Annotated in this window: 20 protein-coding genes; 13 read left to right on the top strand and 7 right to left on the bottom strand. The window is 69.7% G+C overall.

The genetic code is table 11. From position 1 onward, the window contains the following. Positions 1-52 precede the first annotated feature (52 nt). The 3 genes from AC07N1_RS10675 (at position 53) to AC07N1_RS10665 (ending at position 3,321) form a co-directional block, all read left to right on the top strand. The gene (locus tag AC07N1_RS10675; RefSeq protein ID WP_494671782.1) at positions 53-1,471 is read left to right on the top strand and encodes an amino acid permease; all 1,419 of its coding nucleotides are present in this window, start codon (positions 53-55) and stop codon (positions 1,469-1,471) included. 301 nt (positions 1,472-1,772) lie between these two features. Then, entirely contained in the window at positions 1,773-2,963 is a 1,191-nt protein-coding gene (locus AC07N1_RS10670; RefSeq protein WP_494671781.1) for an FAD-dependent oxidoreductase, read from the top strand. A 10-nt stretch (positions 2,964-2,973) separates the two neighbouring features. Further along, positions 2,974-3,321 carry a PilZ domain-containing protein gene (locus AC07N1_RS10665; RefSeq protein ID WP_494671780.1) on the top strand — a complete coding sequence of 116 codons (348 nt, stop codon included), beginning with the start codon at positions 2,974-2,976 and terminating at the stop codon, positions 3,319-3,321. On the opposite strand, the gene arsH is transcribed toward AC07N1_RS10665, so the two are convergent. Beyond that, positions 3,318-4,055, bottom strand: a complete 738-nt coding sequence (arsH, locus tag AC07N1_RS10660) for an arsenical resistance protein ArsH (protein WP_494671779.1) — start codon at positions 4,053-4,055, stop codon at positions 3,318-3,320. The genes AC07N1_RS10665 and arsH overlap by 4 nt on opposite strands. A 54-nt stretch (positions 4,056-4,109) precedes the next feature. Between arsH and AC07N1_RS10655 the strand changes: the two genes are divergently transcribed. The 3 genes from AC07N1_RS10655 to arsC are packed head-to-tail and all read left to right on the top strand — an operon-like array spanning position 4,110 to position 5,531. Beyond that, positions 4,110-4,451 carry an ArsR/SmtB family transcription factor gene (locus AC07N1_RS10655; protein WP_492855255.1) on the top strand — a complete coding sequence of 114 codons (342 nt, stop codon included), beginning with the start codon at positions 4,110-4,112 and terminating at the stop codon, positions 4,449-4,451. Between the two features lies 1 nt (position 4,452). Further along, positions 4,453-5,127, top strand: coding sequence for an aquaporin (locus tag AC07N1_RS10650; protein ID WP_494671778.1), 675 nt, complete (start codon positions 4,453-4,455; stop codon positions 5,125-5,127). Next, positions 5,124-5,531, top strand: coding sequence for an arsenate reductase (glutaredoxin) (arsC, locus tag AC07N1_RS10645; RefSeq protein ID WP_494671777.1), 408 nt, complete (start codon positions 5,124-5,126; stop codon positions 5,529-5,531). The genes AC07N1_RS10650 and arsC overlap by 4 nt, the downstream gene beginning before the upstream one ends. On the opposite strand, the gene AC07N1_RS10640 is transcribed toward arsC, so the two are convergent. The 3 genes from AC07N1_RS10640 to AC07N1_RS10630 all read right to left on the bottom strand — a co-directional run bounded on the left by AC07N1_RS10640 (position 5,521) and on the right by AC07N1_RS10630 (position 8,121). Further along, a complete protein-coding gene (locus AC07N1_RS10640) occupies positions 5,521-6,330 on the bottom strand; it encodes a hypothetical protein (RefSeq protein ID WP_494671776.1) in 810 nt (269 codons plus the stop codon). The genes arsC and AC07N1_RS10640 overlap by 11 nt on opposite strands. Before the next feature lie 118 nt (positions 6,331-6,448). After that, positions 6,449-6,784: a DUF2322 family protein gene (locus AC07N1_RS10635; protein ID WP_494671775.1), complete on the bottom strand. Its 336-nt coding sequence runs from the start codon at positions 6,782-6,784 to the stop codon at positions 6,449-6,451. 122 nt (positions 6,785-6,906) lie between these two features. After that, positions 6,907-8,121, bottom strand: a complete 1,215-nt coding sequence (locus tag AC07N1_RS10630) for an NADP-dependent isocitrate dehydrogenase (RefSeq protein WP_494671774.1) — start codon at positions 8,119-8,121, stop codon at positions 6,907-6,909. 229 nt (positions 8,122-8,350) lie between these two features. On the opposite strand from AC07N1_RS10630, the gene AC07N1_RS10625 reads away from it, so the two are divergent. Further along, positions 8,351-10,861: an ATP-binding protein gene (locus AC07N1_RS10625; RefSeq protein ID WP_494671773.1), complete on the top strand. Its 2,511-nt coding sequence runs from the start codon at positions 8,351-8,353 to the stop codon at positions 10,859-10,861. On the opposite strand, the gene AC07N1_RS10620 is transcribed toward AC07N1_RS10625, so the two are convergent. Both AC07N1_RS10620 and AC07N1_RS10615 read right to left on the bottom strand, forming a co-directional pair. Continuing rightward, the gene (locus AC07N1_RS10620; protein ID WP_494671772.1) at positions 10,845-11,177 is read right to left on the bottom strand and encodes a hypothetical protein; all 333 of its coding nucleotides are present in this window, start codon (positions 11,175-11,177) and stop codon (positions 10,845-10,847) included. The two genes, AC07N1_RS10625 and AC07N1_RS10620, sit on opposite strands and share 17 nt — an antisense overlap. A 146-nt stretch (positions 11,178-11,323) precedes the next feature. After that, positions 11,324-12,355, bottom strand: coding sequence for a serine hydrolase (locus tag AC07N1_RS10615; protein ID WP_494671771.1), 1,032 nt, complete (start codon positions 12,353-12,355; stop codon positions 11,324-11,326). Between the two features lie 97 nt (positions 12,356-12,452). Here AC07N1_RS10615 and AC07N1_RS10610 point away from each other — a divergent pair, with 97 nt between their 5' ends. From AC07N1_RS10610 to AC07N1_RS10600, 3 genes are all read left to right on the top strand, one after another. Then, positions 12,453-13,262, top strand: a complete 810-nt coding sequence (locus tag AC07N1_RS10610; protein ID WP_494671770.1) for an RNA methyltransferase — start codon at positions 12,453-12,455, stop codon at positions 13,260-13,262. A gap of 164 nt (positions 13,263-13,426) precedes the next feature. Beyond that, positions 13,427-16,306 (top strand): hypothetical protein, encoded by a 2,880-nt coding sequence (locus AC07N1_RS10605; protein WP_494671769.1) that lies wholly within the window; start codon positions 13,427-13,429, stop codon positions 16,304-16,306. A 158-nt stretch (positions 16,307-16,464) separates the two neighbouring features. Then, the gene (locus AC07N1_RS10600) at positions 16,465-17,937 is read left to right on the top strand and encodes an OmpP1/FadL family transporter (protein ID WP_494671768.1); all 1,473 of its coding nucleotides are present in this window, start codon (positions 16,465-16,467) and stop codon (positions 17,935-17,937) included. A 105-nt stretch (positions 17,938-18,042) separates the two neighbouring features. On the opposite strand, the gene AC07N1_RS10595 is transcribed toward AC07N1_RS10600, so the two are convergent. After that, positions 18,043-18,924: a LysR family transcriptional regulator gene (locus tag AC07N1_RS10595; RefSeq protein WP_494671767.1), complete on the bottom strand. Its 882-nt coding sequence runs from the start codon at positions 18,922-18,924 to the stop codon at positions 18,043-18,045. A 116-nt stretch (positions 18,925-19,040) separates the two neighbouring features. Here AC07N1_RS10595 and AC07N1_RS10590 point away from each other — a divergent pair, with 116 nt between their 5' ends. From AC07N1_RS10590 to AC07N1_RS10580, 3 genes are all read left to right on the top strand, one after another. Beyond that, positions 19,041-20,150 carry an S-(hydroxymethyl)glutathione dehydrogenase/class III alcohol dehydrogenase gene (locus tag AC07N1_RS10590; protein ID WP_198577627.1) on the top strand — a complete coding sequence of 370 codons (1,110 nt, stop codon included), beginning with the start codon at positions 19,041-19,043 and terminating at the stop codon, positions 20,148-20,150. Between the two features lie 168 nt (positions 20,151-20,318). After that, the gene (gene fghA / locus AC07N1_RS10585; RefSeq protein WP_494671766.1) at positions 20,319-21,152 is read left to right on the top strand and encodes an S-formylglutathione hydrolase; all 834 of its coding nucleotides are present in this window, start codon (positions 20,319-20,321) and stop codon (positions 21,150-21,152) included. 82 nt (positions 21,153-21,234) lie between these two features. Then, positions 21,235-21,624: a hypothetical protein gene (locus AC07N1_RS10580; protein ID WP_494671765.1), complete on the top strand. Its 390-nt coding sequence runs from the start codon at positions 21,235-21,237 to the stop codon at positions 21,622-21,624. Positions 21,625-21,685 lie beyond the last annotated feature (61 nt).

The raw sequence follows: 21,685 nt of genomic DNA, 5'->3' as shown, positions 1-21,685 counted from the left end.
CTCGCGGTCGGGCTTAAGCGCCCGCCGCCCCTGAGGAATTTCCGGAGCGCCCATGGCCGGCCTGCGTCTCGCCGATCTCTTCCGCTGCAAGCCCGTGGGCGCGATCGCGGCCGAGGGGGACGACAATCCCAACGACCTGTCGGGTGAACTGCACCGCTCGATCGGCCTGTTCCAGCTGACCATGCTGGGCGTCGGGGCCACGATCGGCACCGGCATCTTCGTGGCCCTGACCACGGCGGTGCCGCTGGCAGGACCTGCGGTCATCGTCTCGTTCGTCATCGCCGGGATCACCGCGGCCCTGACGGCCCTGTGCTACGCCGAGCTGGGCTCGACCATCCCGGTCTCGGGCTCGTCCTATTCCTACGCCTACGCCACGCTGGGCGAGTTCGTCGCCTTCCTGGTCGGGGCGTGCCTGCTGCTGGAATACGCCGTCTCGGCCTCGGCCATCGCGGTGGGCTGGGGGCAGTACCTGAACGAGCTGTTCTTCGACCTCTTCCAGTGGCGTCTGCCCGAGGCCCTGGCCGCGCCGCCCGGGGCGGGCGGGGTGTTCAACCTGCCGGCGGTGGTGCTGGTCGGCTCGTGCATGGTGCTGCTGCTGCGCGGGGCCAAGGAGTCGACGACCATCAACGCCGTGCTGGTGGTGGCCAAGCTGCTGGTGCTGCTGTTCTTCGTGGTCATCGCCTTCACCGGCTTCCGGTCGGAGAACCTGACGCCGTTCGCGCCTATGGGCGTGGCCGGGATCGGGGCGGCGGCCTCGTCGATCTTCTTCTCCTACATCGGCATCGACGCGGTCTCGACCGCCGGCGACGAGGTCAAGAACCCGCGCCGCAACCTGCCGCTGGGCGTGGTGCTGAGCCTGCTGATCGTCACCGCCGTCTATGTGCTGGTGGCCGTGGCCGCCGTCGGCGCCCAGCCCTGGACCGCCTTCGCGGGGCAGGAGGCGGGTCTGGCGGTGATCCTGCGCAACCTGACCGGCGCGGGCTGGACCTCGCTGATCCTGTGCCTGGGCGCGATCATCTCGATCTTCAGCGTCACCCTGGTCGTGATGTACGGCCAGACGCGGATCCTGTTCGCCATGAGCCGCGACGGCCTCTTGCCGCGCCTCTTCCAGAAGACCGACCCGCGCACCCGCACGCCGGTCTGGAACACCGTGATCGTGGCGGCCTTCATCGCCTTCCTGGCCGCCTTCGTGCCGCTGGACGTGCTGGTCAACCTGACCAGCATGGGCACGCTGATCGCCTTCGCCATCGTCTCGGCCGGGGTGATCATCCTGCGCCGCACCCGGCCCGACCTGCCGCGCGGCTACAAGGTTCCGCTCTATCCGGTGCTGCCGGTGCTGAGCGTGGCCTTCTGCCTCTACCTGATCATCGGCCTGCCGTGGGACACCTACGTGCTGTTCGGCCTGTGGGCGGCGGCGGCCTGCGTCATGTACTTCGGCTATTCGCGCCGGCACTCGAAGCTGGCGGCGTAGCTGCCCAGATCCAAGACGCCCGTCATTCCCGCCCTTGTGGCGGGAACCCCTGGTTCCGCTTCTACGTGAAGAGCCAGCGGACTGCTCAGCAGTCCGCCCCTCCAGCCCTTGCGGCTGATAGAGGGGTTCCCGCCACAAGGGCGGGAATGACGGGAGGAGAGGAGTTCAGGATCGTTTCGGGACGCCGTCGCGTGAAGTTTCGGCGCTGCGCCATCTTCCTGGGGACCATCCGTCCTCGCGCCTTGCCCTGGCTTTCCCCGCGCCTCTAGGCTCGCTCTCAGGTTGGCGATGGGGCGGGGCAATGATCGCGACGAACAGTCGGCGGGCGGTGCTGGCGGGACTAGGGACGATGGGACTGTCGGCCTGCGCCTCGACCGGGCGGGTCGCGCCCGGCCCAGGTCTTGTCGCGTCCGGCTTTCTCGCCACGCCGCTGGCCCCGCTGCGGATGGAGGTCGACCGGATCACCAAGATCACCGTCTGCCTGCGCCCCTTCCGCGCCATGGGTCCGCGTCTCGACGTCGAGACCGTCGCCGGAAAGCGCGTGGTGCACAACTACGGCCACGGCGGCAGCGGCTGGTCGCTGTCGTGGGGCTCGGCCGAGATCGCGGCCGGCAAGGCGCTGGAGGGCGGTACCCGCGAGGTCGCCGTCATCGGCTGCGGCGCCATCGGCCTGACCACGGCCCTGACCCTGCAGCGGGCCGGCGCCAAGGTGACGATCTACGCCAAGGAGCGCACGCCCTACACCCGCTCGGCTCGAGCCACCGGCACCTGGTCGCCCGACAGCCGCATCGCCGAGGCCGACCGTGTGTCGGCCGACTTCCCGGCGCTGTGGGAGCGGATGGCCCGCACCTCCTACGCCGCCTATCAGACCATGCTGGGGCTGCCGGGCGAGCCGGTGGCGTGGAGCGACCGCTACACCCTGTTCGACGCCCTGCCGGCGCCGCGCGGCCCTGGCCCCGTCGACGCCGCGCCGCCGGTGCGTTTCGCCGCCTACAACGAGCGCCTGGCGGGCCTCGTGCCCAGCATGCGCGACCTGCCGGCCGGCGCGCATCCGTTCCCCGTCGCCCGCGCGCGGCGCGGCGTGCAGATGCAGTTCAACGTCGCCGACCTGGCCCACCAGTTGACCACCGACTTCCTGATCGAGGGCGGGCGCATCGAGACCATGGTCTTCGACACGCCGGCGGATCTCGCGCGCCTGAAGGAGCCCGTGGTCGTCAACTGCACCGGCTATGGCGCGCGGGCGCTGTGGAAGGACGAAAGCGTCGTGCCGGTGCGCGGCCAGATCGCCTGGCTGGCGCCGCAGCCCGAGGTCCGCTACGGGCTCTACTACCGTCACGTCTCGGTGCTGCCGCGCCCTGACGGGATCGTCGTTCAGCAGGTGGGCGACGGCGAGATGTTCGGCTACGGCGTCGCCGACGAGACGCCGGACCGCGCCGAGGCCGAAGACGCGGTTCGTACAATCGCAAAGCTGTATTCACCAAGTCGGGTGTAGAATCGCCGCGATGAGCCAGATTGAAGTCCAGGGAATGGAAAAGCGCGCCTACCGACGCTACCCCGCCTCGCGCAAGGCCTACCTCGTGGTGGGCGGCGAGCCGATGCGTTGCCGGCTGATCGACATCGCCAAGGGCGGCGCCCGCATCGCCGGGCCGGAGCTGTCGCCACAGGCCGGCCCGCTGCACCTGGTCGACCCGGCCCGGCGCCTCGTCCACCTGACCCGCATGGTCTGGCAGGGCGACGGCCAGATGGGCCTGCAGTTCATCGAGAGCCGCGCCTTCACCGAGGCCCTCGGCGGCGCCGAAGGCGCCGGCCGCGTGGTCGACATGATCGGTCCCTGGCCCAGCGACGGCTAGTCCGCCGTCGCGGCCTCGTGGCGCATGGCTTCGGCGCCCAGGGCGACGTGCTCGGGGATGCGGCCGTCGGCCTTCCGCTCGCTGTAGCGGTCGACCAGATAGTCGGCCCGGTCGCGGGTCAGCAGGGTGAACTTCACCAGCTCCTCCATCACGTCGACGACGCGGTCGTAGTAGCTGGACGGCTTCATGCGGTCGTTCTCGTCGAACTCCTTGTAGGCCATGGCCACTGACGACTGGTTGGGGATGGTGATCATCCGCATCCAGCGGCCCAGCAGGCGCAGGGTGTTGACCGCATTGAACGACTGCGAGCCGCCGCTGACCTGCATCACCGCCAAGGTCTTGCCCTGGGTGGGACGGACGCTGCCGATCTCCAGCGGGATCCAGTCGATCTGCGACTTGATGACCCCGGTGATCGCGCCGTGGCGCTCGGGGCTGCACCAGACCTGGCCCTCCGACCACTGCGACAGCGCCCGCAGTTCCTGGACCTTGGGATGGTCGAGGCCGGCGGCGTCGGGCAGCGGCAGCTCGCGCGGGTCGAAGATCCGGGTCTCGCAGCCCAGCGCCTGGAGGATGCGCGCCGCCTCCTCGACCAGCAGGCGGCTGAACGAGCGCTCCCGCAGCGAGCCATAGAGCAGCAGGATGCGGGGCGGATGCGTGGCGGGCTCCGCCACCGCGAGCCGGGCTTGATCCACCGGGGCGAGAAACTGGCGGTCGAGGGCGGGGAACTCGGTCACGGGCGACTCCAAGAGGGTCATTGAACTGTCGGATAATTCCATCATATTGGAAATATGGAATCGAAGTCCGCTGTCAACATGCTCTCCGCCCTCGGCCATGAGGGACGCCTGGCGATCTTCCGCCTGCTGGTGAAGGCCGGCCCGGTAGGGATCGCGGCGGGCGACATCGCCCGGACGCTGGACGTCCTGCCCAACAGCCTGTCGGCCAATCTCAACGTCCTGTCGCACGCGGCGCTGGTCACCTCGCGGCGCGAGGGGCGGTCGATCATCTATTCGGCGGACTACGGCGCGATGAGCGGCCTGCTGGGCTTCCTGATGGAGGACTGCTGCAACGGCGCGCCGGAGGTCTGCGCGCCGCTGGGCGCGATCGTCGCCAAGGCCGGGGCCTGCTGCTGACATGGCGCGCTTCGACCTGCCGCGCCGCCTCGTCGCCGAAGGCCTGGGCTCGGCCCTGCTGCTGGCGGTGGTGGTCGGCTCGGGGATCATGGGCGAGCGCCTGGCGGGCGGCAACGTCGCCGTCGCCCTACTGGGCAACACCCTGGCCACGGGGGCTGCGCTGGTGGTGCTGATCGGGGTGTTCGGACCGATCTCCGGCGCGCACTTCAATCCGGCCGTGACCCTGGTCGCGGCGCTGCGGCGGGAACTGCCCTGGCGGCTGGCGCTGGCCTATCCGGTCGTGCAGGTCGTCGGCGCGGTGCTGGGCGTCTGGATCGCCCACGCCATGTTCGGCGAGCCGGTCGTCCAGGTCTCGACCAAGCTGAGAGCGGGCGGCGCCCAGGCCCTGGCCGAGGTGGTGGCCACCTTCGGCCTGGTGGCGACGATCCTCGCGACCATGCGCTTCAGGCCCGACAGCACGCCCATGGCGGTGGGGCTCTACATCACCGCCGCCTACTGGTTCACGGCCTCGACCTCGTTCGCCAATCCGGCGGTGACGATCGCGCGGAGCCTGTCGGACACCTTCGCCGGGATCGCGCCGTCCTGCGTTCCGGCCTTCATCCTCGCCCAGCTCGCCGGCGCCCTGCTGGCGGCGGGCGTCTTCGGCTGGCTGCTGAAAGCGGAGACCGCGTCGTGACCGACTTCCCGATCACCATCTTCCACAACCCCACCTGCGGCACGTCGCGCAACGTCGTGGCCATGGTCGAGGCCGCCGGCTATGCCCCGGTCGTCGTCGAGTATCTGCAAGCCGGCTGGACCGTCGAGCAACTGCGCGACCTGGCCGCCCGCGCCGGCCTGCCGCTTCGCGACCTGATCCGCGAGAAGGGAACGCCCGCCCAGGACCTGGGCCTGCTGGCCGACGGCGTTTCCGACGAGCGTATCCTCGATGCCATGATCGAGCATCCGATCCTGGTGAACCGTCCGATCGTCGTGACGCCCAAGGGCGTGGCTCTGTGCCGTCCGTCCGAGCGAGTGCTCGACCTGCTGGATCGCCGTCCGGCCAGCTTCACCAAGGAGGACGGCGAGGTCGTCATCCTCTAGACGGCCGCCGCGTCCCGGGGGCGAACAGCAGGTCGGACCAGCGCCAGGAGGCGTCGCCGAGCGCCAGGCGCGGCGCGCCGGGGCCGTCGGCCAGGCTGACGACCACCAGGCCGCGCATCAGGTCGGCGCGGCAGGCGGCTGGAGCAAAGCCGACCTCCATGATGATCGCCTCGCGCACGCCTGCCAGGCCCTTGCCGACTTGCCCGGGACTCTGCAGCCACTTGCCGCGCCAGACCAGCACCGCCTTGCCCGAGGCGGCGGCCTCGCCATGCGCCGAAGCCAGGGCCGAGCGGACTCGCGGATTGCGCCGCAGCGCGGCCTGCAGCCGCCGGACCATGTCGCAGCTGGCGCCGTCGCCCGCGCCGTTGCCGGAGCCCGTTCCCACGGTGGTCGCGCCGGCCAGGTCGGCCTCGCCCAGTTCGGCGGCCATCATGGTGGTGTCGGCGGGCGTGGCGGTCAGGGGCTCGACGTCGGGCGGGCGCACGGCCGGGCGGGCGGTGCGGGTCGGCGGCTTCGGGTCCGGCTTGGGCGGGGCGGGCGAGGGCGGCCGCGCGGGCGTGGGCTCGGGCTTCGGCTCCAGGGCCGGCGGCTTGGGTTCCGGCTCGGGCGGGGGCGGGGGAGGGGGCTGGACCAGATCGACCGCGATGGGCTCGGGCTCGGGCGGACGCGGCTCCGGCTGCGCCATCAGCACGGCCGCCAGGGCCAGGGCGTGCGCGCCGACGCTGACCAGGCCAGCCGTCAACTGCGTCGCGCGCGAGGGGCGGCGGCGAGCCGGCGGGTCGATCAGCGGTCTTGGCATCACGCGTCCGTGGCGAGCGCCGGAACGCCGGCGCCCGTGCAGGTGAACACTCCCCCGCGTCAGGATCGTGGCGAGCCGCGCCCCGATGCGGCCACGGGCTAACTGGACGGTGTGGACGTCAGCCGCCGACGGGGAAGACTTCGATGGTCAGCGGGGCGCCGCCGGCGGCGATCGCGAGCAAGCGGTCGACATTGGGGTGCTTGCCCGGGTGCTCGCGCGCATCGGCCGCGTGCTCGCCGAACACCGCCAGGCCGTGCTCGGCCGCCTGGGCGTTCAGCGCGCCGAAGGCCTGCTTCAGGTGCTGGTAGACGGCCAGCGAGCCTTGCTTGCCCGGCTGGTTCTCGATGCTGGCGACCACGGCGCCTTCGGAATCGACGAGGTCGATGCGCTGCACGCCGTCGATGGCCGGCAGTTGCCGAAGGTTGTCCTTGAAGGTCGCGCCCGGTTGAAACATCGCCAGCTTTCTTGAAACGCCGAGGGAGAGGCGGGGGCCTGTAGCACCCCGCGCGGCGGTTCGCCCAAAGAAAAAGGCCCTCCCGCGAGGGAGGGCCTTCTCGTTCCGAAAGGTCGGACCGCTTAGACGGCCATGGCCTTCTGGAGGTTCTCGTCGATCTTGTCGAGGAAGCCCTCGGTGGTCAGCCAGCCTTGCTTGTCGCCGACCAGCAGCGCCAGGTCCTTGGTCATGAAGCCGCTCTCGACGGTGTCGATGCAGACCTTTTCCAGGGTGGCGGCGAACTTGGCCAGTTCCTGGTTGTCGTCGAGCTTGGCGCGGTGAGCCAGGCCGCGGGTCCAGGCGAAGATCGAGGCGATCGAGTTGGTCGAGGTAGACTCGCCCTTCTGGTGCTGGCGGTAGTGGCGGGTGACGGTGCCGTGGGCGGCTTCGGCTTCCACCGTCTTGCCGTCCGGCGTCATCAGCACCGAGGTCATCAGGCCCAGCGAGCCGAAGCCTTGAGCCACGATGTCCGACTGCACGTCGCCGTCGTAGTTCTTGCAGGCCCAGACGTAGCCGCCCGACCACTTCAGCGCCGAGGCGACCATGTCGTCGATCAGGCGGTGCTCGTAGTGAATGCCCTTGGCCTTGAACTGGTCGGCGTATTCGGCGTCGAAGATCTCCTGGAAGATGTCCTTGAAGCGGCCGTCATAGGCCTTGAGGATCGTGTTCTTCGTGGAGAGGTAGACCGGGTAGCCGCGGTTCAGGCCGTAGGCGAACGAAGCGCGGGCGAAGTCGCGGATCGAGTCGTCGAGGTTGTACATCGCCATGGCGACGCCGGCGTCCGGAGCCTTGAAGACTTCGTGCTCGATGGTCTCGCCGTCTTCACCGACGAACTTGATCGACAGGGTGCCCTTGCCCGGGAACTTGAAGTCGGTCGCGCGGTACTGGTCGCCGAAGGCGTGACGGCCGACGATGATCGGCTGGGTCCAGCCCGGCACCAGGCGCGGCACGTTCTGGCAGATGATCGGTTCACGGAAGATCACGCCGCCCAGGATGTTGCGGATGGTGCCGTTCGGCGACTTCCACATCTTCTTCAGGCTGAATTCCTCGACGCGTTGCTCGTCGGGGGTGATGGTGGCGCACTTCACGGCCACGCCGTGCTTCTTCGTCGCGTTGGCCGCGTCGATGGTCACCTGGTCGTCGGTGGCGTCGCGGTTCTCGACCGACAGGTCGTAGTAGTCGAGTTCCAGGTCCAGATACGGGAAGATCAGCTTATCCTTGATGAGCTTCCAGATGATCCGGGTCATTTCGTCGCCGTCCATGTCGACGACGGGATTGGCGACTTTAATCTTGGCCATTGCGGGGTCTTCCTCTCGCGGTGGCGCGCTCTGACGCTCGGCGCACAGGGCCGGAACGTGGCGCGGACGGCGAGCCCTATAGACTGTTGCGGCCGTTGGGGAAAGGCTGCGTGGCGGCGCCTCGCGCGGGAGCGCGGCATTCCACCGCAGGCGACATCACCCCCGCAGCGCCCTAATGGGTTGAGATCGTGCGGAAGGTCCCTGGCGGGGGACGGTTTGGGGGAGATGCGTGAGCAGCCTGTGGCGCCATACGGACGTGAAATCGCCCCTGGCGCGACGGCTCCTGGCCTTCGCCGCCCTGGTGTCGATCGCGGTCACGGGGCTGGTCACGGCGGTCACCTTCTACTTCGTCCAGCAGAGCGCGGCCGAGACCCAGATGCGCCACCTGGCCGAATATGTCGGCGAGCGGGTGAAGACCGAGGACCGGCTGTTCTCCGACCTCGTCAAGGTGCACGACGCCTCCAGCCTGGCCCTGCTGCGCCGCCTGCGCGAGATCGAGCCCGACATCGACCGCCAGTTCGACCTGCTGTTCCCCGACCACGGCGACGGCACCCGTCGCACCGCCCCGCGACTCTATGACGGCGGTCGAACGGGCAACCACTACGTCTACGGCATAGGCGGCTTCGTGCCCCACGCCGCCGACCTGACCCGAGCGGACAAGGCCCTGATGGTCGGGGCCATGGAGGTGGTGGCCAACGCCGGCGAGACCGAGATCGGCCACTACGACAACTTCTACTTCTTCACGCCCGACACGCGGCTGGTGATGTTCGGCCCCAAGCGCAAGGACCGGCTGCTCTACTACCGGCAGGACGCGCCGCCGACGCTCGACATCTCCAAGGAGGAGATGACCCAGCTGACCCGGCCGGAGGCCAATCCGCAGCGGGTGATGAAGTGCACCAAGCTGCGCAAGCTGATCTCCAATCCCAGCGGGCGCGGGCTGAACGCGGCCTGCATGACGCCCTTCGACCTCAACGGCCGCCACGTCGGCGCCTGGGGCACCAGCCTGTCGCTGGATTCCTTCCTGCTTCGGGCGGTGGGCGACGCCCTGCCGGGCGGCCAGAACCTGATCGTCTCGTCCGACGGCGAGCTGATCGCCGCCCCCGGCCTGGCCAAGGACGGGGTGGTCGACGCCGCCCAGCTGGCGCGGGTGCAGTCCAGCGAGCGTGTGGCCGACCTGGTGGCCCAGATCCGCAGACACGGCGGCGAGGTCGGCGCCCTGCGCGACAAGGCCGGCGACCGGGTGGTGGCCTACGGCCGCATGAAGGAGCCCGACTGGTACTTCCTGATGACCTTCCGCTCGGACCAGATCGTGTGGAACGCGGTGAAGACGGCCTCTTGGGTGCTGCTGTTCGGCGTGGTCGGGGTGATCGCCCAGCTGTTCCTGCTGTATCGCCTGATGGCCCGCGAAGTGGTCTCGCCGCTGCGGGGCCTGGCCGAGGCCCATCGCGAGGACGACGGCGTCGCGGCCGCCCGCATCGAGGCCCGCGGCGACGAGATCGGGGCTTTGGCCAGGGCGTTGCGCAAGCAGAGGGAAGTGCACGACGAGCTGTTGCGCTCGCTGGAGGACCGCGTCGCCGACCGCACCCGCGAGCTGGAAAAGGCCAACCAGGCCAAGTCGGTGTTCCTGGCCAACATGAGCCACGAGCTGCGCACGCCGCTGAACGGCGTCATCGCCGTCGGCGACCGCCTGGCCGAGGAGAGCGATCCGGCCCGCCGCCGCGAGCTGGCCGCCCTGGTCGCCTCTTCGGGGCGCCTGCTGGAGCAGGTGCTGGGCGACATCCTCGACGTCTCCAAGATCGAGGCCGGCGAGTTCCAGCTGACCTTCGCGCCCTTCGACCTGGAGACCCTGGTCGCGGGCATGGCCGAGCTGCATCGCGCCTCGGCGGAAGCCAAGAACCTCGCCTTCTCGTGGTCGGTGTCGCCGGAAGCGATCGGCCGCTACGAGGGCGACGCCGGCCGGATCAGCCAGATCCTGTCGAACCTGCTGGGCAACGCGGTGAAGTTCACCAGCGTCGGCGGGGTGGACCTGTCGGTCGAGCGGATCGGCGACGTGGTCCGCTTCAGCGTCAGCGACACCGGGGTGGGCTTCGACGACGCCGTGCGCGAGCGCCTCTTCAAGCGCTTCGTCCAGGCCGACCAGTCGATCACCCGCCAGTTCGGCGGCACGGGCCTGGGCCTGTCGATCTGCGCGGCCCTGGCGGAGATGATGGGCGGCTCGATCGACGCGCGGGCCGTGACCGGACGGGGCGCGACCTTCATCGTCGACCTGCCGCTGCAGCCCTCGACCGAGATCCTCGGCCACGAGGACGACGAGGACGACGGGCCGATCTCGCTGGAGGGCCTGCGGGTGCTGGTGGCCGAGGACCATCCGGGCAATCGCAAGGTGGTCGAGATCGTGCTGGAGCCGTTCGGCGTCGACCTGACCATGGTCGAGGACGGCGAGGCGGCGCTGCGGGCGCTGGACGAGCAGCCCTTCGACGCGGTGCTGATGGACATGCAGATGCCGGTGATGGACGGCCTGACCGCCACCCGCGCCATCCGCGCCCGCGAGGCGGCCCAGGGCGCGCGGCGGATGCTGGTGATCATGCTGACCGCCAACGCCATGGACGAACACATCGCCGCCGCCCACGCCGCCGGCGCCGACCTGCACGTGGCCAAGCCGCTCAATCCCGGCCTGCTGGTCCAGGCCCTGGCCGGCGCCCGCACGCGGTTGACGACGAAGGTCAGCGCGGCGGAGTAGAGGGCGTCAGGCCTTCCGGGGCGCAACCGTCCGGCGTTTCGCCGAGCTCGGCCGGCGCAGGCCAGACCTGCAGGGTCTTCCGCGTCAGCGGCAGGTTCGGGCCCCGGAGTTCGCACCACAGCGTCATGTCCGGAAGGAAGCTGAGGTTCATCGAGCCGGCGAGCGTCGCTTCGACCAGCGACACGTTGGTCGTGGGATTGGCGCGGGTCAGGGTTCCCGCCGCCACCTCTGCATCCAGCCAGAATATCCGCCAATCGACCGTGGCGTCCTGGCCCGGCGGCCGGCGCCAGTCGACCCGCACCGCGGGGCCCAGCATGACAACCCCGTCAGGGCCGGGCGTTTCCTCGAGGGCGGATGGCGGCGTGTCGTGCGGGGCGGCTGGTGACATGGATATCGCTCGCGAGAGTGAGGTCCGAGCATAGCCGATGGCGCGGATCGCTGTCAGGTCGTGCTTGCTCGCTGCTATCGGCCCGATTGCCTGGTCGCCGCCAGCACCGTCCGCGCGACGTCCACGATCAGCGCAGTCCGATCCTCGTCCTCCAGCGGCGAGGCCTTGAGGAAGATGGCCAGGGCGAAGCGGCGGCCGTCGCTCAGCTGGACCATGGCCAGGGTGGCGTCGGCTGCGCAGAGGCCAAGGTCGTAGGGCGCAGAAGCGGTCAGGGCCGCCAGCCGTGCGCCGGCGGGCAGGGCGGGACGCAGGCGATCGCCGGCGGCGGCCTCCATCAGCCGCAGCAGGCGGCCCCGGCCGTCCTGGCTGGTCAGTTCGAACTGGTTGAGGGCTTCGAGGAAGCGCACCGCGCCCAGGGGCGTGGCGGTGTCGCGCGGATCGGCGAGATAGCGTTGCTGGGCGGCCCGGCGCTGCGCCTCGGGCTCGGCCAGCACCGCCTTGCGCCAGGCCTGGCCCTTCCAGTCGGCGCGGAACGAGGCCGTGCCCGATCGCTCGGTCAGCAGCTGGCGGGCATAGCGGTTGAGGCGCACGCCCTCGACCTTGCGCAGCTCCAGCCAGGCGGTGACCGCGCCGGGACCCCCGATCCGCTTCAGCAGCACGTCGGCGGCGGTGTTGTCGGACAGGGCCACGGCGCGTTTCAGCAGGTCCTCGACGGTGTAGCGGGCGTGTTCGGGCCAGGCGTCGGCCAGGGCGCCGGGCGGCGGCGACAGGTCGACGTCCTCGATCGCCAGGGTCTCTGAGAGCGACAGCGCCCTGGCCTCGACCTCGGACAGCACGGCCGCGCCCAGCGCCGCCTTCCAGACGCCGTCCATCGGGAAGGGGCTGTCGCCGGCCACGGCGATGCGCTGGGCTGTGGTCAGGTCCTGGGCCGCGACGCCCAGCATCCCGGGACGGGCCCGTTCGGCCAGGGCCGCCAGCTTGGGGTTCAGGGTCTCGGGGGCGAAGGCCAGGTCGTCCTTCCCCGTCCGCGAGCGGCCGCGGCAGGCCGTCAACGCCGCCGGCAAGGCGGGAACGGCGAGGGCGGCGAGCAGGGCGCGGCGGTGCATGGGGCCTCCGGACGAAACAAGCGTGAGCGGGGGCTAAACGCGCCAGACGGTGGTTCGGACTTGCGCGGAGGCGCGCGGCGGCGGCAAAGGGACGCCCATGACGACCGAAATCGCCGAAACCGCCCCGCAAGACCTCGTCCGCACCCCGCCGTGCGTGATCCTCAGCGCGCCGCAACTGGCCGAGAACATCGGCGCGGTGGCGCGGGTGATGGCCAATTTCGGCCTCTATGAACTGCGGCTGGTCAATCCGCGCGACGGCTGGCCCCAGGAGCGGGCCTGGGCCAGCGCCTCGGGCGCCAGCTGGCCGCTGGACGACGCCAAGGTGTTCGGCAGCCTGGCCGAGGCCATCGCCGACCTGCATCTGGTCTACGCCACCACGGCGCGGCCGCGCGAGACGCGCCTGCCGGTCTACACCCCGCGCGAGTCCGCCGGCCACCTGGCGACCGAGGTCGAGCAGGGTCGCAAGGTCGGGCTGCTGTTCGGCGGCGAGCGCGCGGGGCTGGAGACCGACGACATCGCCCTGTGCCAGGCCATCGTCTCGATCCCGATCGACGAGCGCTTCCGGTCGCTGAACTTGGCGCAGGCCGTGTCGATCAACGCCTACGAATGGAAGATGACGGTCGACGACCGGCCGTGGAAGAAGTTCGAGCTCAATGTCGAGGGGCCGGCCGACCAGGCCGCGATGATGGGCCTCTACGAGCATCTGGAAGGCGAGCTGGACAAGGCCGGCTTCTACCATCCGCCCGAGAAGAGGCCGTCGATGGTGCGCAACCTGCGCGTCCCGTTGGCTCGCGCCCGCCTGACCGACCAGGAGGTCCGCACCTTCCGCGGCGTGATCACGGCCCTGTCGAAGGGGCGCGGCCGGGTGCTGGCCAAGCTGGCGCAGAAGGCGGCGAAGGAAGAGTAGAAACTCCCACGTTCCGGGACCAGAGAAACCGGTTTCCCACCTTACAGGGCTTTAATTTTCGCATCCGCGAAAACGCCGCTATCCAGCCAAAATCCATGGCCAAGGTTCGGTTGTGGGAAGCGTCCGGCGGTTGAGCGTCGGGGCGAGCGTGGGGAGTAGGGGCGATGACGCTGGGCGGAACGCTGCTGCAAGGTCTGGCGGCCGCCTTGGCCGTGGGAAGCGGCCAGCCGGGCGAGACCAAGCCCGCCGAACCGGCGAGCGCCGAGGCCTCTGCTTCGGAAGCCAAGTCTTCGGACGCCAAATCCTCGACCACGTCTTCTGCGGCCGCGCCCGCCGAAACCGCGCCTGTCGAGACCGCGCCCGCCGCGGCCGATAGCGGCGACACCGTCTCCGGCGTGACGGTCGACGCCGCGCCGCGCGGCAAGACCGAGGGGCCGATCGAGGCCGAGCACGTGCTCGACGAGGCCGACATCCAGGCCTATGGCGCGGGCAGCCTGTCGGAGCTGGTCACGGCCCTGGCGCCGCTGACCGTCTCGTCACGCGGCCGGGGCGGCGACGAGCCGCCGATCATCGTCATCAACGGCCAGCGCATCTCCGGACCGCAGGAGATGAACGGCATCCCGCCCGAGGCGGTGCTGAAGGCCGAGATCTATCCAGAGGAAAAGGCTCTGGCCTACGGCTACCGCGCCGACCAGAAGGTGCTGAACTTCGTCCTCAAGAAGAACTTCCGCCAGCTCTCCGTCGAGGACGAGCGGCGCTTCGCCACCGAGGGCGGCCGCACCTTCTCGGAGGAGCGGGGCGGCCTGTTCAAGGTCGACGCCGACGGCCGCTGGACCGTCAATGTCCGCTATCGCCGCGAGACGCCGCTCTACGAGCAGGAGCGCGACATCGTCCGGTCCAGCACCTCGCCCTACGACCTGCAGGGCAACATCGTCGGCCCGCCGCTGGCGACGCCGACCGAGATCGATCCGGCCCTGTCGGCCTTGGTCGGCTCGACCGTGACCAAGGCCGCGGTTCCGGGCGCCTTCGCAGGGGGCGCGCCCAGCCTGGCCGACTTCGTCGCCAGCGCGGGCGGCTATGCGACCGACGACCTGACCGCCTCGCGAACCCTGCTGCCGCGCGGCGAGGAGGGGGCGATCCAGGGCGGCTACAGCCGCAACTTCGGCAAGACCACGGTGTCGTTCAGCGGCAATCTCGAGAGCACCAGCCGGATCAGCTATCTGGGCCTGACCGGCGTCAAGCTGGACCTCTACGACGACAACCCGTTCTCGCCGTTCGCCAAAGACGTGGCCCTCTATCGCTATCTCGACGTGCGCGACGCCCTGCGCCGCAAGGTCGACACCGACAAGGTCGAGCTGGCGACGACGGCGCTGGGCATGTTCGGCGGCTGGCGCTGGAGCCTGTCGGGCAATTTTGACCTGACCGACAGCGCCACCCGCACCGGCCGGGGGCTCGACACCTCGCTGTTCGCCGCCGCGGTCAAGGCCAACGACCCGACGGTGAACCCGTTCGGACCCATCCCGGCCAACCTGCTGCGCTACAACGCCCAGGACACCGCCGACTCCGTCACCACCAACGCCAAGACCGAGTTCACGGCGTCCGGGCCCCTGGCGGAACTGCCGACGGGCCGCCTGCGCGCCACCTTCAAGACCGGGCTCGACAGCCGCCGGGTCGAGGCCGACAGCGTCCGTTCGGGCGTGGCGACCAAGCGCGACCTGACCCGCGACCGCGCCACCGCCTACGCCAGCCTCGACCTGCCGCTGCTGGAGCGCGGCGAGGGGCCGCTGGGCTTCATCGGTTCGGTGTCGCTGAACGGCAACGGGCTCTACGAGCAGTTCTCCGACATCGGCGGGCTGGTCACCGCCGGCGGCGGGGTGTCGTGGCAGCCGATGAAGGGCGTCAGCCTGGGGCTGAACTACAGCACCGAGGAGGGCGAGCCGACGCCGCAGCAGGTCAACGACCCGGTCGTGCAGACGCCCAACATCTCGATGTACGACTTCGCCACCGGCGACACGGTCAACGTCACCCGCATCGAGGGCGGCAATCCGAACCTGAAGCCCGACAGCCGCCAGGTCGTGAAGCTGAACTTCTTCTACAAGCCGTTCGAGAAGACGGACTTCTTCTTCTGGGGCAACTACACGGCCAGCCGCATCGACGACCAGATCGCCTCGTTCCCGTCGATTTCGCCCGAACTGGAGGCGGCCTTCCCGTCGCGCTTCGTGCGCGAAGCCTCGACGGATCCGACGCAGGTGGGGCGGCTGATCTCGGTCGACAGCCGGCCAGTGAACTTCGCCCACGCCGATAACCAGATCCTGCGCTGGGGCGTGAACTACAACCTGCGTTGGGGCGGACCGGCCCCGGCGGCGCCTGGCCCGGCGCCGAGGCCGGCCCCGGGGGCTGGCGCAAGCGGCGGCGCGAGCCCTGCATCCGGCGCTCCCTCGACCGCGCCGGCCGGCGGCGGACAGGCGAGGGTGGTCCAGGGCGGGGCGCGTCCCCCCGGCGGGGTGCAGGTGACGGGCGGCGGCATGATGTCCCGCATGGGCGGGGGCGCCATCCCGCCCGGCCAGACGCGGCTGCAGATCTCGATGAACCACACCTGGCGGGTGAAGGACGAGGTGGTGATCCGCGACGGCATGGCGCCGCTGAATCTGCTGGACGGCGCCTCGCTGGGCCGCCGGGGCGGCACGCCGCGCCACGAACTCTATCTGCAGGCGGTGCTGGCGCGCAGCGGCATGGGCGCCACCCTGCGCGGAAGCTGGCGCTCGTCCACCTGGGTGGACGGCGGCTCGCGCGGCGACGATCTCTATTTCTCCGACCTGCCGACGCTGGGCCTGCAAGGCTTCGTCGATCTCGACACGCGCAAGGACTGGACCAGGCGCTACGGCTGGCTGAAGGGGTCTCGGATCACCGTGGGCGTCGACAACCTGTTCGACACCAAGCAGCAGGTGCGCGACGACAAGGGCGTGACGCCCCAGGCCTATCAGGAAGACTACATGGACGCCGCCGGCCGCACCGTACGCATCAGCTTGCGCAAGGTGCTCTGACCCACTCTTGAATCGTGAAGGCGCACCGTTCAGGATGATGGCGCAATTGTGTCAGTCTTCGCCAGTAATGACGTAACGTAAATCGCCGGAACTCTTCGGTGCTGACCTGCGTTGCCCGGCTGAGCTCCCGAAAATGGGAGTCGCAGGGAGGAAGCAGCGTGAGCAAGCACCTGAAGACACGGCTCGCCGTGAGCGCGGCCGTGTGCGCGGTCGTCAGCGCCGGACACGCCTTCGCGGGCGCCTTCTACATCCAGGAGCAGTCGGTGAAGGGCATGGGCCGCGCCTATTCGGGCGAGTCCACCGACGTAGGCGCCTCGGCGATGTTCTGGAACCCCGCCGCCATCGGCCGGATCGAGGACAAGGAGCTCTACACCGGCGCGGCCGGCATCTTCGTCACCGGCGAGGTGACCGACGAGGGCTCAACCCTGCAACGGCCGACGCTGAACGTTCCCGCGGTGCTGGGAACCTCGATCCCGGGCCTGCCGAACGGGGTCACGGGGCTGCTCAGCGGCGTGCTGCCGGGCCTGACCAACGGCGTGCTGATCCCCACCCTGGCGAGCCTGCCCAACATCCCGCTGCAGCCGGCCCTGGCGGTCGGCGGCAATTCGGTGGCCAAGAACCCGATCCCCAGGTCGATCGTGCCCAACTTCGCCTTCGCCATGCCGCTGACCAGCCGCCTGTCGCTGGGCGTAGGGATCAATGCCCCGTTCAACGCCGTGACCACCTACGACGGCGACAGCTGGGTGCGCTACAACGCCATCAAGTCGCGGTTCCTGAACATCAACATGCAGACGGCCCTGGCCTATCGGGTCACCGACTGGCTGAGCGTCGGCGGCGGCGGCAACATCGACTATTTCGACGCCACCTTCAGCCAGATGGGCCCCGACCTGACCGCGCCGTTCCCGGACGGCAAGATCGAGGTCAAGGGCGAGGACATCCGCTACGGCTGGAACGCCGGCTTCCAGGTGCATCCGGGCGACCGCCTGGTCGTCGCCGGCTCCTACCGCTCCGGCTACAAGCACGAGCTGGACGGCGACGTCTCGATCTTCGGCTTCCAGGGGCCGTTCTCGCTGGTCACCAGCCAGCAGGAGGCGACGACCAGCTTTTCCACGCCGTGGATCGCCACGGGCGGGGTGACGGTGAAGCCGACGCGCAAGCTGGCCATCCACGCCCAGGTGCAGCGCTTCGGCTGGAGCGACTTCGACACGGTCACCGTCGACCTGAAGGGCGCGGGCCAGCTGCTGCCGGGCGCGCTGCTGCCCAAGCAGATCGTCGTCGACGAGTTCTACAAGGACACCACCAACGTCGCCGTCGGCGTCGACTACCAGGCGACGAAGTGGCTGGCGCTGCGGGCCGGCGTCCAGAAGGACCCGACCCCCACCAACGACCAGTACCGCGACGCCCGCGTGCCCGACGGCGACCGGATGATCTACAGCCTCGGCGCGACGGTGACGCCCAAGCGCAACATCAACCTCGACCTGGGCGCCTCGTACATCAAGCTGAAGGACAGCGTGATCCACGCCGACCAGACGCTGTACGACGGCACCGCCTTCCCGATGAACCTGTCCCTGCGCGGGCGCTCGGAGGGCAAGGGACTGGTGATCGGCGGCGGGGCGCGGATCGCGTTCTGAGGTTGGGAAGGACCCCCTCAGTCGCTCCGCGACAGCTCCCCCAGAGGGGGAGCATCCACGGCGCAGATCCTCCCCCTTTTTTTTGGGGGGGGGCGGAGGGGGTCTTCACCCCAACCCCCGCTCCAGGTGCTCCACCAGCAGCCGCACCTTGGCCGGCAGCAGGCGCAGGTGCGGATAGACCGCCCAGACGCCTTCGTCGGCCGGATTGTGCGCCTCGAGCAGCGGGACCAGCCGGCCCTCGGCGACGGCGGCGTCGACGTAGAAGTTGGGCAGCTGGCAGATGCCCAGGCCTTGCAGGGTGGCGTCCAGCACCGCCTGGCCGCTGTTGCAGCGCCAGCGGCCCTGGGGCTTGAAGACGATCTCGCGGTCGCCTTCCGGATTGGGGTCGCGAAACGGCCAGGCGTCGACCGCGCCCAGCACGCAGGCGTGGCCCTCCAGCTCGGCGATCGTACGCGGCGTTCCGGCCTGCGCCAGATAGGCAGGGGCGGCGCACAGGCGGCGGGTGCGGGAGGCCAGGCGCTTGGCGATCAGGCGGCTGTCGGTCAGGCGGCCGAAGCGGATGGCCAGGTCGAAGCCCTCGCTGACGATGTCGCGCACGGCGTCGTCCAGCTCGATGTGCACCGACAGCCGCGGGTGGGCCAGGACGAAGGCGTTGACCGCCGGAACGACATAGCGCTCGCCATAGGCGGTCGAGCAGGTCATGCGCAGCAGGCCCTTGACCTCGCCGTCCTCCTCGCCGACGGCGGCCAGGGCCTCGTCGCGGTCGTGGATCAGCTGGCGGCAGCGCGCCAGGAAGGCCCGCCCGGCGTCGGTCAGGCTGACGCGACGCGTGGTGCGATAGAGCAGGCGGGTCTGGAGGCGCTCTTCCAGCCGGGCGACCTCGCGGCTGACGCCCGATGTGGACAGCCCCAGCCGTCGCGCGGCCTGGGAGAAGCTTTCGGCCTCGGCCGTGGCCACGAACTCGTCGATCCCGTCCCAGGCGCTCATGGCCGCGGTGGTGCGCGCATTGTCCCTTTGTGGCAACAATGTTTTGCATCAATTGGGATTATCGAACCCTGCGCATCGGCGTACCACAGGCGCTCAAGTTCGATCGGAGCCCCACGATGAAGACCCGCGCCGCCGTCGCTTTCGAAGCCAAGAAGCCGCTGGAGATCGTCGAGGTCGACCTCGAAGGGCCCAAGGCCGGCGAAGTCCTGATCGAGATCAAGGCCACCGGCGTCTGCCACACCGACGCCTACACCCTGGACGGCCTCGACAGCGAAGGCCTGTTCCCGTCGATCCTGGGCCACGAGGGCGCGGGCGTGGTGGTCGAGGTCGGCGCCGGCGTCACCAGCCTGGCGGTCGGCGACCACGTGATCCCGCTCTACACGCCCGAATGCCGCCAGTGCAAAAGCTGCCTCTCGGGCAAGACCAACCTCTGCACTGCCATCCGCGCCACGCAAGGCAAGGGGCTGATGCCGGACGGCACCAGCCGCTTCTCCTACAAGGGCCAGACCATCCACCACTACATGGGCTGCTCGACCTTCTCGAACTACACCGTGCTGCCCGAGATCGCCGTGGCCCGCATCCGCAAGGACGCTCCGTTCAAGACCGCCTGCTACTGCGGCTGCGGCGTGACCACGGGCGTCGGCGCGGTGACCAACACCGCCAAGGTCGAGCCGGGCGCAAACGCCATCGTCTTCGGCTTGGGCGGCATCGGCCTCAACGTCATCCAAGGCCTTAAGCTGGTGGGCGCCAACATGATCGTCGGCGTCGACCTGAACCCGGACCGCGAGGAATGGGGCCGCAAGTTCGGCATGACCCACTTCGTCAATCCGAAGGACGTTTCGGGCGATCTGGTCGCCCATCTGGTGGCCCTGACCGACGGCGGGGCCGACTACACCTTCGACGCCACCGGCAACACCACGGTCATGCGCCAGGCGCTGGAAGCCTGCCACCGCGGCTGGGGCGAGAGCATCATCATCGGCGTGGCCGAGGCGGGCAAGGAGATCGCCACCCGTCCGTTCCAGCTGGTCACCGGCCGGGTCTGGAAGGGCACGGCCTTCGGCGGCGCTCGCGGCCGCACCGACACGCCCAAGATCGTCGACTGGTACATGGACGGCAAGATCCAGATCGACCCGATGATCACCCACGTCCTGCCGCTGGAGCGCATCAACGAGGCGTTCGACCTGATGCACGCCGGTGAGAGCATCCGCACCGTGGTGACGTTCTAGTCTCTTCGACCTTCTCCCCTTGTGGGAGAAGGTGTCGCCGCAGGCGACGGATGAGGGGTTGAAGGCGCGATCAGCCGCGCACGGTCTCGGCCGGTGCGACCCCTCATCCGACCTGCTTCGCAGGCCACCTTCTCCCGCAAGGGGAGAAGGATCGCTCAGGTAGCCGCCATGACCGTCGAAATCCTCGCCACCCACCGCACCCAGGGCGGGACCCTGCGCTACTGCCGGCACGACAGCGCCAGCACGGGCACGCCGATGAAGTTCACGGTGTGGACGCCGGACGGTGAGGGGCCGTTCCCGTATCTCGTCTGGCTGTCGGGCCTGACCTGCACCGAGGACAACTTCACCACCAAGGCCGGGGCCTACACCTGGGCCGCCAGGCACGGGATCGCCATCGTCGCGCCCGACACCAGCCCGCGCGGAGAGGGCGTGGCCGACGATCCGGCCTATGACCTGGGCCAGGGGGCGGGCTTCTATGTCGACGCCACGCAGACGCCGTGGGCGCCGCACTTCAACATGTATTCCTATGTCGCCAAGGACCTGCTGGAGGCCGTCGACGGCGCCTTCCCGCTGGATCCTGCCCGGCGGGGGATCTTCGGCCACTCCATGGGCGGCCACGGCGCCCTGACCATCGCCCTGCGCAACCCGCAGCTCTTCAAGTCGGTCAGCGCGTTTTCGCCGATCGTCTCGCCGCTGAACTGCCCCTGGGGCGACAAGGCGCTGACGGCTTATCTGGGAGCTGACCGCGCCGTTTGGCGGGCCCACGACGCCTGCGCCCTGATCGAGGACGGTTTCGGCCAGGGCTTCGACGAGATCCTGGTCGACCAGGGCCTGGCCGACAACTTCCTGGAAAACCAGCTGAAGCCGCAGTTGCTGGAAGAGGCCGGCGCCGAGGCCCGGCTGAAGGTCACCGTCCGCCGCCAGGAAGGCTACGACCACAGCTACTTCTTCATCGCCACGTTCATCGGCGACCACATCGACTGGCACGCCGCGCGGTTGTGAACTTTCGGTAATTCATCCCGGGTTCAGCCGCCGAGCGCTCCTCTCCGCCAAGGCCAAGTTCGGCCGCTGAGGGGTGCTAAACATGCAGAAGAAACTGGCCGTCCTGGCCCTGGTGATGGCCGCGGGCCTGTCGACCTCGGCCTGCGTCATCATCGACGCCGATCACGGTGGCAAGCGCGACGTCACGGTGAAGATCAACGACAGCGACGACCTGGAGTCGATCTATTCGGTCGGCCTGGAGAAGGGCGAGCTGGTGGCCCGGGTGTCGTCCAACGGCTGCACCAAGGCCGAGGACTTCAAGGTCGAGGCCAACCGTCGCGACTCCGTCGTCGCCATCACCCTGGTCCGCGAGCGTCCCGACCTGTGCCGCGCCCTGGTGCCCGAAGGCAAGGACGTGCGCTTCGATCTCGACGGCCTGGGCGTGCAGCGCACCGACCGCATCCGCGTGCGCAACCCGCTGCAACGGCCGTAAATTACGCTTGTCAGTCTTTCGCCGCCGCGCCACTCTCGCTTCGAGAGAGAGGCGCGGATGG

It is taken from the genome of Caulobacter sp. GW821-FHT09B11 (assembly GCF_059418205.1).
This window is presented reverse-complemented; position numbering and strand designations above follow the sequence as displayed.

Excerpts from the sequence above, each read along its gene's own strand:
- AC07N1_RS10670 (WP_494671781.1), top strand. The coding sequence starts at position 1,773 with ATGATCGCGACGAACAGTCGGCGGGCGGTGCTGGCGGGACTAGGGACG.
- AC07N1_RS10675 (WP_494671782.1), top strand. The coding sequence starts at position 53 with ATGGCCGGCCTGCGTCTCGCCGATCTCTTCCGCTGCAAGCCCGTGGGC.
- AC07N1_RS10640 (WP_494671776.1), bottom strand. The coding sequence starts at position 6,330 with ATGCCAAGACCGCTGATCGACCCGCCGGCTCGCCGCCGCCCCTCGCGC.
- AC07N1_RS10650 (WP_494671778.1), top strand. The coding sequence starts at position 4,453 with ATGGCGCGCTTCGACCTGCCGCGCCGCCTCGTCGCCGAAGGCCTGGGC.
- AC07N1_RS10655 (WP_492855255.1), top strand. The coding sequence starts at position 4,110 with ATGGAATCGAAGTCCGCTGTCAACATGCTCTCCGCCCTCGGCCATGAG.
- fghA (WP_494671766.1), top strand. The coding sequence starts at position 20,319 with ATGACCGTCGAAATCCTCGCCACCCACCGCACCCAGGGCGGGACCCTG.
- AC07N1_RS10605 (WP_494671769.1), top strand. The coding sequence starts at position 13,427 with ATGACGCTGGGCGGAACGCTGCTGCAAGGTCTGGCGGCCGCCTTGGCC.
- AC07N1_RS10620 (WP_494671772.1), bottom strand. The coding sequence starts at position 11,177 with ATGCTGGGCCCCGCGGTGCGGGTCGACTGGCGCCGGCCGCCGGGCCAG.
- AC07N1_RS10665 (WP_494671780.1), top strand. The coding sequence starts at position 2,974 with ATGAGCCAGATTGAAGTCCAGGGAATGGAAAAGCGCGCCTACCGACGC.
- AC07N1_RS10595 (WP_494671767.1), bottom strand. The coding sequence starts at position 18,924 with ATGAGCGCCTGGGACGGGATCGACGAGTTCGTGGCCACGGCCGAGGCC.
- AC07N1_RS10635 (WP_494671775.1), bottom strand. The coding sequence starts at position 6,784 with ATGTTTCAACCGGGCGCGACCTTCAAGGACAACCTTCGGCAACTGCCG.
- AC07N1_RS10610 (WP_494671770.1), top strand. The coding sequence starts at position 12,453 with ATGACGACCGAAATCGCCGAAACCGCCCCGCAAGACCTCGTCCGCACC.
- AC07N1_RS10590 (WP_198577627.1), top strand. The coding sequence starts at position 19,041 with ATGAAGACCCGCGCCGCCGTCGCTTTCGAAGCCAAGAAGCCGCTGGAG.
- AC07N1_RS10580 (WP_494671765.1), top strand. The coding sequence starts at position 21,235 with ATGCAGAAGAAACTGGCCGTCCTGGCCCTGGTGATGGCCGCGGGCCTG.
- AC07N1_RS10615 (WP_494671771.1), bottom strand. The coding sequence starts at position 12,355 with ATGCACCGCCGCGCCCTGCTCGCCGCCCTCGCCGTTCCCGCCTTGCCG.
- AC07N1_RS10630 (WP_494671774.1), bottom strand. The coding sequence starts at position 8,121 with ATGGCCAAGATTAAAGTCGCCAATCCCGTCGTCGACATGGACGGCGAC.